Raw genomic sequence first — 11,594 nt, 5'->3', positions numbered from 1 at the left:
TCAGCCCCCGTAGACCGAGGAGTACCACTCGTTCGTCTTGGGGTGCAGCACCCCCACCAGGATGAGGAGCGCCGAGAGCGCCACCGCCGCGCCGGCCGCGGGCTGGCCGCCGGAGAACATGTAGAAGGCGACGAACAGCAGCAGGATCTGCAGCAGGACGATCGGCCCCCGGCCCCAGGTGTGGCCGCGCAACATGCTGACGGCCCCGGCGAGGGCCGCGCCGAAGACGATGAAGATGAAGATCGCGGTGCCGGTGCCGACCCAGTCGGTGGCGCCGGTGTCCGAGAGGAGACTGTCCTCCTCCCCCATGGTGCGGAAGTCCTCGAGGATGAAGAGCACGCCGATGACGAAGGCCACGACCGCCTGGACAATGGTGACTCCGGCGCCGAACTTCAGCACGGCGGGAATCGGGACGACGGGGTGATGGGCAGAGGAGGATGAAGAGACAGTCACGAGCAGCAAGTCTAGCCCGCCGGCTTCCACCCAGGTCATGGCCATGAACACGGGGCCCTCGGGCGTACCCGATTTGCCCTTTGGGCCCCAATATGCCCCACGTCACAAATGGCGTAAGTCCAGGCCGGAAGGGTTTTTGGACAAGGGAATGGCGAACCGGGACCTCAATGAGAGGTGATTCAATTCGGGGCACAGAAGTGAATCTCGTCACATTATCGCGTTTACCTCTAGCGAAGGTTTTGTTTACATGCCATTATTCCTGGGTAGCAAAACAAATGGCCAATGAATCGGCCCCGAACTCTGAGCCACCACAGGGTTAACAGCACGTGAACCGAGGCGGAGTCGCTGAGACCGCTGCAGGCAGTCCGGCCCCGCCCGTCCATGTGTCAGTTCTACTTTGCGCGGATCCTCGCCTGGGAAACCAGGACCCCGGTTTCCGTCGTCTGGTGTGCATTTGTCCGAAACCCTTGCCACAGCACGTAATTCACCGCACGTTCCACACGTCTTATTTTTTCTAGGAGATCATCAATCATGGATTGGCGCCACGAAGCAATTTGCCGCGACGAGGACCCGGAGCTCTTCTTCCCGGTCGGCAACTCCGGTCCCGCACTCACCCAGATCGCCCAGGCCAAGATGGTCTGCCACCGCTGCCCGGTATCCTCCGAGTGCCTCGTCTGGTCCCTCGAGACCGGTCAGGACGCCGGCGTCTGGGGCGGCCTCTCCGAGGAGGAGCGTCGCGCCCTCAAGCGCGCGAACAAGCGCGGCCGCGGCCGCACCCGCATCAGCGCTTAAGCGGCCACCGCTAACACGGTGGTCAGAAGCCGGGGGACAATTTTCTCCCCGGCGCACCCGCCCGCTAGGGTTGGAGAATCAATCACCATTTCCATCCACTCAAGGAGTAACCATGAGCAAGCGTGGCCGTAAGCGTAAGGACCGTCGCAAGAAGGGCGCCAACCACGGCAAGCGTCCGAACTCTTAAGCACTGATCACACCGTGACTCGGTGCGGCCCCCGGCCAGACAGCAGCAGCTGTCGGGCCGGGGGCCGTTCGTTTGCCCGGCGGGCGCCTAGCGGATGAGTCGGGGCACGAGGCGAACGCCCGCCACCATCACGATCAGCTCCACCAGCGTCTGCGTCACCAGCACCAGCGGCACCAGGGCGAACCCGGCCGGCATCGCCAGACCGATGGGCAGGACGACCAGCGAATTGCGCGTCACCGTGGAAAAAACGACCGCCCGCTGACCGGGCACGTCCAGCCGGAAGGCCCGCGCGAGCACCCACCCCAGCCCCGCCATGATGAGGGCAAAGGCTGCAAAGGCGGGCACCACCCGGGCCAGGGTGGCCCATTCCTGTCCCACCCCGCTGATCTGGGAGGCGATGACGACGGCCAGGGTCAGCATCATCAGCGGAACCATCGCCGCCTCCATGAGGCGCCCCAGCCGTCGGGCAACGGCGAGGCGCGCGGAGAGGGCCTGCGTGACCACCGCCGCCAGCAGCGGCACAATGATGAGCCCGACCAGGGCGGTCAGGAACGGCGCCGGGTCGAAGGTGGCGAGCAGGGAGGCGTCGACAAGCACGCGGAGGTACAGCGGCAGCAGCGCCATCTGGGCGAACATGAGCAGCGGCGTCGCCGCCAACAGCCGATCCTTCGCGCCGCCGGCGAGCCCGGTGAAGACGAGGACGTAGTCGATGCACGGCGCCAGCAGCACCAGGCAGGCACCGACCAGCAGCACGAGGTCGTCAGCGAGAGGACGGGTCAACGCCCAGACCACCACGGGCACGACCATAAAGTTTCCCGCCAGCACCGCGAGCAGAAATCTGGCGTCCCGGAACGCCGACACCAGTCGGGTGAAGGGGATCCCGAGGAAGGTGGCGTAGAGCAGCAGCCCCAACGAGGGGTTGATGAGGGTTTGGGCGGGCCCGGCGACGGCGGGGACGCCCAGGCCGATCCCCGCGCCGAGGAGCATGGCCACCAGATACAAAGCGACCTGGTGGGTGTCCAACCAGGCCGTGAGGCGATTGAGCGTCATCCGGTCAGAATCGGGTGATCCGCAACTGCGTCGTGATCCTTTGGCGCAGGGTCATCGGCGCGCTGTCGGACTCCGCGCACCGGCGCATGAGAATGCGGATGGTCTCCTCGGAATCCAGCCGCTCCGAACAGCTCGGGCACCGCGCGATCTGCCGGCGGATTTCCTCGGCGCGCGCGGCGTCGATCCTTCCGTCGAAGAGATCACAGAGCGCGGCGTGAATGCTGTCTCGTTCGCAGCCGCACGGTTCGGTGGCGGAGTCGTGGTCCTGCAGAGCCATGTCGGTTCTCACCCTTCCTTAGCAGTGTCGCGGTCGCTCTTTCGCGCCGTGGCAGGGGTCTCGGTATCAGTGGTTTCAGCCATATCCGGGTGGTCGAGGCCGATGCCTTGCTCCCGGGCTACATCCTTCAACAACGTGCGCAGCTGTTTTCTTCCCCGGTGCAGGCGGCTCATCACCGTGCCGATGGGCGTGTCCATGACCTCCGCGATCTCCTTGTAGGCCAGCCCCTCGACGTCGGCGAGGTAGACGACCATGCGGTAGTCCTCGGAAAGCTGGTTGAGCGCGTCGGTGATGTTCCTGTCGGGCATGTTGCCCAGGGCCAGCACCTCGGCGGATTCCAGGCCCGTCGAGTCGTGCGAGGACGTCGTGTAGAGCTGGTAGTCCGTGATCTCCTCCGTCGCTGCCTCCACCGGCTGGCGCTGCTTCTTGCGGTAGGAATTGATGTAGGTGTTGGTCATGATCCGGTACAACCACGCCTTGAGGTTGGTGCCCGGACGGAAGGAGTGGAAGGAGCGGTAGGCCTTGAGGTAGGCCTCCTGCACCAGATCCTCGGCGTCCTGCGGGTTGCGCGTCATCCGCAGCGCACCGCCGTAGAGCTGGTCGAGCAGCGGCAGCGCTTCCTCCTCGAAACGGGCAGCCAGGACCTCCGGATCGGTGTCGTCGACGCGGGTGGTGTCCTCCACCTCGTCGGCGGCGTCGTCTCTGTCCACCATGCTGGCCGTGTGCCTCCTGGTTCGGGGAAAATTCTCTGCCCCATTGTAGGTCAACGGGTGCCGGGGCCAGAAAGCCGTCGACCGCCGCCCACCCGTCGACGCCGGGACGGGATTCCGCGATCACGCGCCGGACACAATCCGGCCTAGAACAGACCGGGGTTCTCGATCAGCCCGGCGTGGTCGTTGCGGACGCTGCCGACCGCCGGATCCGCCGGCGACCACTCGAAGGCGTCGATCAGCGAGGACGGCGCCGGGTGGAGCAGTTCCGCGGCCTCCTCGGGCGTGCCGTGCAGCCACTGCTCGATCTCCTCCTCGGCGAGGAAGCGCGGCAGGCGGTCGTGCAGCCATGCGATCCTCCCGGCGGACTCCGTGGTGACCATGGTCGTCGAAAGCTGGTCGAGTCCCGTCGACCATAGCCCGGCGGCCCAGAGCACCCCGCCGTCCGTGCGCCGCACATAGTAGGGCTGCTTCTTCGGGCGGGACTTGCCCCGCTCCTCCTCCGGCACGAACCACTCGTAGTAGCCGTCGAGCACCATGAGGCTGCGCTGGCGCTTGAAGGCGTCGCGGAAGGAGGGCTTCTCCGCCACGGTCTCGCCGCGGGCGTTGAACAGGGGCGGGCCGCTGTCGTCCTTCTTCCAGTGCGGGATGAGCCCCCACCTGGCGGGATCAACCTGCGCCAGCGACTCCTTGACCCGCACGATCGGGACGGTCTGGGTGGGCGCGACGTTGTAGCGCGGGCCCGGCGTTCCCTCCGGGGCCAGCACCTCCGTTACGCCCGGCAGGGAGCCGACCCGCTCGAGGAGCGCGTCGCCGGTGGTGAACAATACGAATCGTCCGCACATAAGCCCTATTATGGTCACATGTCCTCGAATTGGCTCGCCCCGTATGTGTCCGCACCGATTGACCACGAGATCCGGATTCCCGGTTCGAAGTCGATCACCAACCGCGCCTACATCCTGGCAGCGCTCGCCGACGGCACCTCCGTGCTCACCGGCACCCTGCGCTCGCGCGACACCGACCTGATGAGCCGGGCCCTGCAGTCCATCGGCGTCGAGATCACCGACGAGGCCGACGGCACCACCACGGTGACCCCCGGCGCCTTCCGCGGCGGCGAGGTCGACTGCGGTCTGGCCGGCACCGTCATGCGCTTCGTCCCGGCCGTGGCCGTGCTCGCCGAGGGCGACGTTCTCTTCGACGGTGATGAGTACGCCCGCGAGCGCCCGATGAGCACCATCCTCGACGCGCTGCGCGACTTGGGCGCCGACATCGACGGCGACACCCTGCCCTTCACCGTCCACGGCGCCGGCGCCATCGAGGGCGGCACCGTGGAGATCGACGCCTCCGGCTCCTCCCAGTTCGTCTCCGGTCTGCTGCTCGCCGGGGCCCGCTTCGACAAGGGCCTGACCGTGCGCCACACCGGCGACTCGCTGCCGTCGACCCCGCACATCGACATGACCATCGAGATGCTTCGCGACGCCGGCGTCACCGGCTCCCGGTCCGAGGACGGCAGGTCCTGGACAGTCGAACCGGGCGTGATCAGGGCCCGCGACTGGGCCATCGAGCCGGACCTGTCCAACGCCACCCCGTTCCTGGCCGCGGCCGCCGTCACCGGCGGTCGAGTCACCGTCAAGGACTGGCCGGAGACCACCACCCAGCCCGGCGACGCCATCCGCGACATCCTCACCCGGATGGGCTGCACCGTCGAGCGCGTCGGGGGTGACCTCCAGGTCAGCGGTCCGGCCGACGGCAGGCTCACCGGCGTCGACATGGACATGGGCGACGTCGGTGAGCTCACCCCGACCGTCGCCGCGCTGGCCGCCTGCGCCAGCACCCCCTCCCGACTAACGGGCGTCGCCCACCTGCGCGGCCACGAAACCGACCGGCTGGCGGCCCTGACCGCCGAGATCACCGGCCTCGGCGGCGACTGCACCGAGCTCGAGGACGGCCTGCTGATCCAACCGGCCGAGCTGCACGGCGGTCTCTGGCACGCCTACGCCGACCACCGGATGGCCACCGCCGGCGCCATCATCGGCCTGGTGGTCGAGGGCGTCGAGGTCGACGACATCGCCTCCACCTCGAAGACCATGCCGGACTTCCCGGGCATGTGGTCGGGGATGATCCATGGCTAGAGGGACCTTCGGAGGCCGGCGCTGGGACGAGTCGGACGTCCGCGTCCGCCCGGGCAAGGGGTCCCGGCCGCGGACCAAGGACCGCCCGGCGCACGCGGACGCCGAATTCGGCATGGTCGTCACCAAGGACCGCGGCCGCTGGGGTGTGGTCCTCGACGACCGCCCCGACACCGTCGACAAGCCGATCGTGTGCATGCGCGCCCGCGAACTGGGCCGCACCGCCATCGAGGTCGGCGATCGCGTCGGCGTCGTCGGCGACACCACAGGTCAGAAGGACACCCTGGCGCGCATCGTCAAGCTCGCGGAGCGCACCAGCGTGCTGCGCCGCACCGCCGACGACACCGACCCCTACGAGCGCATCGTCGTCGCAAACGCGGACCAGCTGCTCATCGTCTCGGCTGTGGCCGACCCGCCGCCGCGCTCCGGTTTCGTCGAGCGCGCGCTGGTGGCCGCCTTCGTCGGCAACATCCACCCGATCCTCTGCCTGACGAAGTCCGATCTCACCGACCCCACCCCCTTCGCCGAGGAGTTCGCGGCCCTCGACGTCACCGTCGTCATCGCCGGCATCGACGACTCCCTCGATGAGGTCGAGGCACTCATCGAGGGCAAGGTCACCGCCCTGATCGGGCACTCCGGCGTGGGGAAATCGACGCTGGTCAACCGACTGGTCCCGGACGCCAACCGCGCCACCGGCATCGTCTCCGGGGTCGGCAAGGGCCGGCACACCTCCACCCAGTCGGTGGCCCTGCCGCTGCCGGGCGAGGGCGGCGGCTGGATCATCGACACCCCGGGCATCCGTTCCTTCGGTCTGGCCCACGTCGAGCCGGAGGCCGTCATCCGCGTGTTCGAGGATCTGGCCGAGGCGACCGAACGCTGCCCGCGCGGCTGCTCCCACATGGGCCCGCCTGCGGATCCGGAGTGCGCCTGGGACGAGCTCGACCCCGGGACCGCGACGGGCCGCCGGGTGGTCGCCGTGCGCAAACTACTCGGGGCGCTGCGCAGCAACAACGAATGGGAGATGTAGATCCCGGGATCCGCGCCTAGAGCAGGTCGATGAGCACGCCCAGCTCGGAGACGTCGTAGAACGCCATGTAGTTGTCCTGGGCGTCGCCCACGATCAGCTCGGCGTCCTCGTCCCCCAGGTCGGAGGCGTCGATGACCTGGATGGCTTTGGCGGTGGCCGGCTCGGCCTCGGCGACGTCGACGTGCAGCGCCGCGACCTGGTCGACGGTGACCTGCGCCGGCGCGAGCTTGACGACCGTGTCACCCATGTCGTCCGCCAGCGTCACGGCCGCGTCGTCGACGTCGACGGAAATGACCACGCGACGGTGCGGGAACTTCTCCTCGTCGCCGATGGCCAGCAGGCGCAGGGACGCCTCGGCGGCGTCGTCGAAGGCGATGGCCTCCAGCTCCTCCTCGTCGCCGCTGGTGTAGAACTCCCGCAGCGCGGGGGTCACCGTGAAGCCCCAGCCGTTGCGCGCGGAAATGACGCCCTCGTTCGCGAGCTCGTTCAGGAGCGCGAAGGTCGCCGGCAGGTAGACGCGCACCTAGAACTCCCCCTCCAGGTCGTAGACGCTGCTCAGCTGCACGGCGGTGCGGTCGAAGGCGGTGTGCAGGAAGCAGACCAGCCCGATGTCGACGCCGGCGCGGATGTAGTGGATGTTGTCGTCGACGAAGACGCACTCGTTGAGGTCCAGGTCGAGGGCATCGGCCGCAGCCTGGAACGCGCCGAACTCCGGCTTCTCGACGCCGATCTCGCCCGACATCAGTACCGCGTCCACGATGCCGCGGTACTCCCACTCCCGGATCCGCTCCGCCTCCGGGCCGCCCGGCTCATTGGACAGGATGGCGATGGAGACGTCCGCGGCCTTGATGGCGGCGAACAGGGCGCGCCAGCGCTCCAGCTCCTCTTCCGGGCCGTCGAGCACCCCGGCGTAGTCGATGATCAGTCCTCGCAACATGTCTCGCTGGCCTCTTTCATTAGCTCTAGTGTCGATTACTCCGTCGGGGTCCAAGCCTGTCCACCGTAGTGGACATGGGAGGCGTGCCACCGACCAGACTGCCATAATGATACCCAGACCGTGCCGCGCGCCTCCCGGCGCACGCGGACACCGTCCCACTCCCCCGAATCTCAGGCAGTTTCCGTCATTCGAGTTCGCGAGGAGTTCGTCATGCTTTCACCCGTCCCGGGCCTCAGCCAGGTCAAGATCTGGTCCCCACCCCCGAAACCCGCGCCGCTCCCGGCCGCCGCCGGGGAAGACCCCGCCGCCTTCGGCCCCGTTCTTCTCCAGGCGCTCCAGGCGGCGTTCGGGATGAGGGAGGTCTCGGCCCTGGCGCCGACCCGCTTCGCACCGGTGGTGCGCTCCCAGATCACCGCCCGCCTGCGCAGCAGCCCCGACCGGGGCCCGGTGCGCCTGCTCAGGGTTCACGCCCGGGAACGCGGCGAGATCTTCGGCACCGCCGTCGGCGCCCGGCGTCTGGTGGCCTTCACCGCGGTCAGCGACGGCCGTAGAATCACCTCCTTCCGGGTGTTGTAGCCTTGACCTTCCCGACGGACACGGCCACAATGGTGATGAAAGTCACAGTGACGGAGGCGGGGCAGGAGCAGCCATGGAACTGATGGTCGATTTCGTCTCCTCACTCGACGGCTACGGAGCGGCCGAGGGCTGGCCCGGGCTCTGGGGACTCGAGGGCCCCGAGTACCTCGCCTGGCTGGCGCAGGACACCGCCGCCGACCGCACCATTCTCATGGGGGCGAACACCTACCGGCTCATGTCCACCATGGCCGGATCCGACATCGAGGGCGCCGCCGCCCTCGACGCGGCCCCGAAGATCGTCTTTTCCAGCACCCTGCGGGAGCCGCTGAGCTGGGCCAACACCCGACTCATCAACGCCGAGGCGGTCGAGGTCGTCCGCGAGCTGAAGGCCACCAGCCAGCGACCCCTGGTCACGCTCGGCAGCCTCACCCTGTGCCGGGCGCTCCTGTCGGCGGGTCTCGTCGACCGCTTCCGGGTCGTCGTCTTCCCCGTGATCACCGGGACAACCGGCCGCGACCGCATCTACGACGGTTACCCGGACGTCGCACTGGACCTGGCGGAAACCCGCATCTTCGATCGGCGCATCGTCCTGCTGGACTACCGCCCGAGACTCCTCGACGCCCCGTTGCCTCCCGGCCTGCTCTCGCGCCGATGACCGTCACCCCACACCTGGGACGCGTTCATCACGCTCAACGGCTTCAGTTCCTACACCGCCAAGGGACACCGGGGCGCCTTCAGGAACTAGTCCACGCACCGTTCCCGCATCACCTCACATGAAAACGACGCCGACCCCCGGGTGGGGCGTCGGCGTCGGCAAGCGGAGCCCTAGACGGTGGCCGTGGTGGGCCCGTCATCGTTGCGGACGAACTGCTTGCGCAGCTGCAGCAGCTGGCGGACGGTCTCCTCCTTGACGGCGTCGTTCATGGCGTTGAACATCTCGCCGCCCTCCTTCTGGTACTCGACCAGCGGGTCACGCTGGGCCATCGCGCGCAGGCCGATGCCCTCCTTGAGGTAGTCCATCTCGTAGAGGTGCTCGCGCCACTTGGCGTCGATGATCGGGAGGATGACCTGGCGCTCGACGTTCCGCATCTGCGCCTCGCCGCCGATGCCGCTGACTGCGGTCTCCAGCTCGTCGTAGGCGGCGTTGGCGTCGGCGGTCAGGGCCTCCTTGAGCTGGGCGGCGGTCAACTCGCCCGGGCGGCCGTACTCGGAACCTTCGACGAGCTCCTTCCACTGGACCTTCGGCTCGTAGAGGGTGTCCAGGGCCTTCCACAGCTCATCCAGGTCCCAGTCCTCGACATAGCCCTCGGCGGTGGCGCCGTCGACGTAGGCGCTGATCGTCTGGTCGATCATGTTGCGCACATGGGTCTTGAGGTCGGCGTTCTCGAGAATCTCGCGGCGCTCGCCGTAGACGACCTTGCGCTGCTCGTTGAGGACCTCGTCGTACTTGAGGACGTTCTTGCGCATTTCGAAGTTCTGGTTCTCCACCTGCGCCTGCGCGCCCTTGATGGAGTTGGAGACCATCTTCGACTCGATCGGGACGTCGTCCGGGATGTCGAGGCGGTTCATCATGTTCTCCATCGACTGGCCGACGAAACGGACCATGAGATCGTCGCGCATGGAGAGGTAGAAGCGGGTCTCACCGGGATCGCCCTGTCGGCCGGATCGGCCGCGCAGCTGGTTGTCGATGCGGCGCGACTCGTGGCGCTCGGTGCCCAGGACGTAGAGGCCGCCGGCCTCGCGGACCTGGTCGCCCAGCGCCTTCGAGCGGGCCTTCGCCTTCGGCAGCTGCTCGTCCCAGGCGGCCTGGTAGCGCTCCTCGTCGTCGAAAGGATCGAGGCCCTGCTCCTTGAGGCGGGCGTCGAGAAGCACCTCCGGGTTGCCGCCCAGCACGATGTCGGTGCCGCGACCGGCCATGTTGGTGGCGACGGTGACGTTGCCCGGCAGGCCGGCCGCCGCGACGATGTTGCCCTCCTGCTCGTGGGCCTTCGCATTGAGCACCTTGTGGTCGATGCCGCGGCGCTTGAGCATCTCGGAGAGGTACTCGGAGCGTTCGACAGACACCGTGCCGACCAGCACCGGCTGGCCGTTCTCGACGTGCTCGGCGATGTCGTCGACGACGGCGGCGAACTTCGCCTCCTGCGTCTTGTAGATCACGTCCGGGTGGTCGATGCGCTGGTTCGGCCTGTTCGTCGGAATCGGCACGACGTCCAGGCCATAGATGGAGTTGAGCTCGGCGGCCTCGGTTTCGGCGGTGCCGGTCATGCCCGAGATCTTGTCGTAGAGACGGAAGAAGTTCTGCAGGGTCACGGTCGCCAGGGTCTGGTTCTCGTTCTTGATCTCGACGTTTTCCTTCGCCTCGATCGCCTGATGCATGCCCTCGTTGTAGCGGCGCCCGGCCAGGATGCGGCCGGTGAACCCGTCGACGATCTGCACCTCACCGTCGCGGACGATGTAGTCCTTGTCCCGCTCGAAGAGCTCCTTGGCCTTGAGCGCGTTGTTGAGGAAGATGACGAGCTGGGAATTCTCCGGCGCGTAGAGGTTGTCGATGCCGAGCTGATCCTCGACGAAGTCCACGCCCTCCTCGGTGACGCCGACGGTGCGCTTGCGGTGATCGACCTCGTAGTGGACGCCCTCCCGCATCCGCGGCGCCAGCTGCGCGAAGACCGAGTAGAACTGGCTGGACCCGTCGACCGGGCCGGAGATGATCAGCGGGGTACGCGCCTCGTCGATGAGGATGGAGTCGACCTCGTCGACGATGGCGAAGTTATGGCCGCGCTGCACGATGTCGGCGAGGTTGCGGGTCATGTTGTCGCGCAGGTAGTCGAAGCCCAGCTCGTTGTTGGTGCCGTAGGTGACGTGCGCGTCGTAGGCCTTCTTGCGCTGGGCCGGACGCATGCTGGAGAGGATGACCCCCACCTCCAGACCGAGCCATCGGTGCACGCGGCCCATCATCTCGGCGTCACGCTTGGCCAGGTAGTCGTTGACCGTGACCACGTGGACGCCCTTTCCGGACAGTCCGTTGAGATAGGCCGGCAGAACCGAGGTCAGGGTCTTGCCCTCACCGGTCTTCATCTCGGCCACGTTGCCGAAGTGCAGCGCCGCGCCACCCATGATCTGGACCTTGTAGTGCTTCTGCCCGAGCACGCGCCAGGAGGCCTCGCGGGCGGTGGCGAAGGCTTCCAGCAGGATGTCCTCGAGCGTCTCCCCCTCGGCGAGGCGGGCGACGAACTCGTGGGTCTTGGCCTTGAGCTCGTCGTCGGTCAGTGCCTCGTACTCATCCTCGAGCGCGATGACCTGGTCCGCCATCTTGGCGAACCTGTTGACCGTACGGCCTTCGCCGACGCGGAGAAGCCTGGAGAGTCCAAACACAGGGAGGAATCCTTTTGCGATTGACAATGGGGATGAATGCTAATCCGTCATTGTACGCACCCGCAGACGACGGGACACCGTAAC

At 67.4% G+C, this 11,594-nt stretch carries 14 protein-coding genes; 6 read left to right on the top strand and 8 right to left on the bottom strand.

Translation table 11 applies throughout. The features are described 5' to 3' along the window. Window positions 1–453, bottom strand: coding sequence for a hypothetical protein (locus CGUA_RS03490; RefSeq protein ID WP_290197715.1), 453 nt, complete (start codon window positions 451–453; stop codon window positions 1–3). Window positions 454–984: 531 nt separating this feature from the next. On the opposite strand from CGUA_RS03490, the gene CGUA_RS03485 reads away from it, so the two are divergent. Both CGUA_RS03485 and CGUA_RS13225 read left to right on the top strand, forming a co-directional pair. Then, window positions 985–1,245, top strand: a complete 261-nt coding sequence (locus CGUA_RS03485) for a WhiB family transcriptional regulator (RefSeq protein ID WP_290197714.1) — start codon at window positions 985–987, stop codon at window positions 1,243–1,245. 112 nt (window positions 1,246–1,357) lie between these two features. Next, window positions 1,358–1,432 (top strand): 50S ribosomal protein bL37, encoded by a 75-nt coding sequence (locus CGUA_RS13225; RefSeq protein WP_096877815.1) that lies wholly within the window; start codon window positions 1,358–1,360, stop codon window positions 1,430–1,432. Window positions 1,433–1,519: 87 nt separating this feature from the next. Here CGUA_RS13225 and CGUA_RS03480 read toward each other — a convergent pair whose 3' ends face one another. From CGUA_RS03480 to CGUA_RS03465, 4 genes are all read right to left on the bottom strand, one after another. After that, window positions 1,520–2,482, bottom strand: coding sequence for an arsenic resistance protein (locus CGUA_RS03480; RefSeq protein ID WP_290197713.1), 963 nt, complete (start codon window positions 2,480–2,482; stop codon window positions 1,520–1,522). A gap of 4 nt (window positions 2,483–2,486) precedes the next feature. Continuing rightward, complete coding sequence (locus CGUA_RS03475) at window positions 2,487–2,759, bottom strand: anti-sigma factor (protein WP_290197712.1); 273 nt, start codon at window positions 2,757–2,759, stop codon at window positions 2,487–2,489. A gap of 8 nt (window positions 2,760–2,767) precedes the next feature. Next, window positions 2,768–3,472: a sigma-70 family RNA polymerase sigma factor gene (locus CGUA_RS03470; RefSeq protein ID WP_290197711.1), complete on the bottom strand. Its 705-nt coding sequence runs from the start codon at window positions 3,470–3,472 to the stop codon at window positions 2,768–2,770. A gap of 143 nt (window positions 3,473–3,615) precedes the next feature. Then, the gene (locus CGUA_RS03465; RefSeq protein ID WP_290197710.1) at window positions 3,616–4,314 is read right to left on the bottom strand and encodes an SOS response-associated peptidase; all 699 of its coding nucleotides are present in this window, start codon (window positions 4,312–4,314) and stop codon (window positions 3,616–3,618) included. Window positions 4,315–4,332: 18 nt separating this feature from the next. Between CGUA_RS03465 and aroA the strand changes: the two genes are divergently transcribed. Further along, window positions 4,333–5,601, top strand: coding sequence for a 3-phosphoshikimate 1-carboxyvinyltransferase (gene aroA, locus CGUA_RS03460; protein ID WP_290197709.1), 1,269 nt, complete (start codon window positions 4,333–4,335; stop codon window positions 5,599–5,601). Beyond that, window positions 5,594–6,625: a ribosome small subunit-dependent GTPase A gene (gene rsgA, locus CGUA_RS03455; protein WP_290197708.1), complete on the top strand. Its 1,032-nt coding sequence runs from the start codon at window positions 5,594–5,596 to the stop codon at window positions 6,623–6,625. Before aroA ends, rsgA begins: the two co-directional genes overlap by 8 nt. A gap of 16 nt (window positions 6,626–6,641) precedes the next feature. Here rsgA and CGUA_RS03450 read toward each other — a convergent pair whose 3' ends face one another. Together CGUA_RS03450 and CGUA_RS03445 are read right to left on the bottom strand one after the other, a co-directional pair. Further along, on the bottom strand, window positions 6,642–7,148 hold the full coding sequence (locus CGUA_RS03450; RefSeq protein WP_290197707.1) for a DUF6912 family protein: 507 nt from the start codon (window positions 7,146–7,148) through the stop codon (window positions 6,642–6,644). After that, complete coding sequence (locus CGUA_RS03445) at window positions 7,149–7,667, bottom strand: HAD-IA family hydrolase (protein WP_353959859.1); 519 nt, start codon at window positions 7,665–7,667, stop codon at window positions 7,149–7,151. It abuts the gene before it with no gap. 105 nt (window positions 7,668–7,772) lie between these two features. Between CGUA_RS03445 and CGUA_RS03440 the strand changes: the two genes are divergently transcribed. Together CGUA_RS03440 and CGUA_RS03435 are read left to right on the top strand one after the other, a co-directional pair. Then, a complete protein-coding gene (locus CGUA_RS03440; RefSeq protein ID WP_290197706.1) occupies window positions 7,773–8,138 on the top strand; it encodes a hypothetical protein in 366 nt (121 codons plus the stop codon). A gap of 73 nt (window positions 8,139–8,211) precedes the next feature. After that, window positions 8,212–8,793, top strand: coding sequence for a dihydrofolate reductase family protein (locus CGUA_RS03435; RefSeq protein WP_290197705.1), 582 nt, complete (start codon window positions 8,212–8,214; stop codon window positions 8,791–8,793). Window positions 8,794–8,963: 170 nt separating this feature from the next. On the opposite strand, the gene secA is transcribed toward CGUA_RS03435, so the two are convergent. Beyond that, the gene (gene secA / locus CGUA_RS03430; RefSeq protein WP_290197704.1) at window positions 8,964–11,510 is read right to left on the bottom strand and encodes a preprotein translocase subunit SecA; all 2,547 of its coding nucleotides are present in this window, start codon (window positions 11,508–11,510) and stop codon (window positions 8,964–8,966) included. Window positions 11,511–11,594 lie beyond the last annotated feature (84 nt).

The organism is Corynebacterium guangdongense (assembly GCF_030408915.1).
In the GTDB taxonomy this organism is placed as follows: Bacteria; Actinomycetota; Actinomycetes; order Mycobacteriales; family Mycobacteriaceae; genus Corynebacterium; species Corynebacterium guangdongense.
The sequence above is the reverse complement of the archived record's forward strand: the minus strand, read 5'-3'. Positions and strand labels throughout refer to the sequence as shown.

What these genes read in the sequence shown, in the direction of transcription:
- CGUA_RS03470 (WP_290197711.1), bottom strand. Translation starts at nt 3,472, where the DNA reads ATGGTGGACAGAGACGACGCCGCCGACGAGGTGGAGGACACCACCCGC.
- rsgA (WP_290197708.1), top strand. Translation starts at nt 5,594, where the DNA reads ATGGCTAGAGGGACCTTCGGAGGCCGGCGCTGGGACGAGTCGGACGTC.
- CGUA_RS03475 (WP_290197712.1), bottom strand. Translation starts at nt 2,759, where the DNA reads ATGGCTCTGCAGGACCACGACTCCGCCACCGAACCGTGCGGCTGCGAA.
- CGUA_RS03445 (WP_353959859.1), bottom strand. Translation starts at nt 7,667, where the DNA reads ATGGCAGTCTGGTCGGTGGCACGCCTCCCATGTCCACTACGGTGGACA.
- aroA (WP_290197709.1), top strand. Translation starts at nt 4,333, where the DNA reads ATGTCCTCGAATTGGCTCGCCCCGTATGTGTCCGCACCGATTGACCAC.
- CGUA_RS03465 (WP_290197710.1), bottom strand. Translation starts at nt 4,314, where the DNA reads ATGTGCGGACGATTCGTATTGTTCACCACCGGCGACGCGCTCCTCGAG.
- CGUA_RS03480 (WP_290197713.1), bottom strand. Translation starts at nt 2,482, where the DNA reads ATGACGCTCAATCGCCTCACGGCCTGGTTGGACACCCACCAGGTCGCT.
- CGUA_RS03440 (WP_290197706.1), top strand. Translation starts at nt 7,773, where the DNA reads ATGCTTTCACCCGTCCCGGGCCTCAGCCAGGTCAAGATCTGGTCCCCA.
- CGUA_RS03435 (WP_290197705.1), top strand. Translation starts at nt 8,212, where the DNA reads ATGGAACTGATGGTCGATTTCGTCTCCTCACTCGACGGCTACGGAGCG.
- CGUA_RS03485 (WP_290197714.1), top strand. Translation starts at nt 985, where the DNA reads ATGGATTGGCGCCACGAAGCAATTTGCCGCGACGAGGACCCGGAGCTC.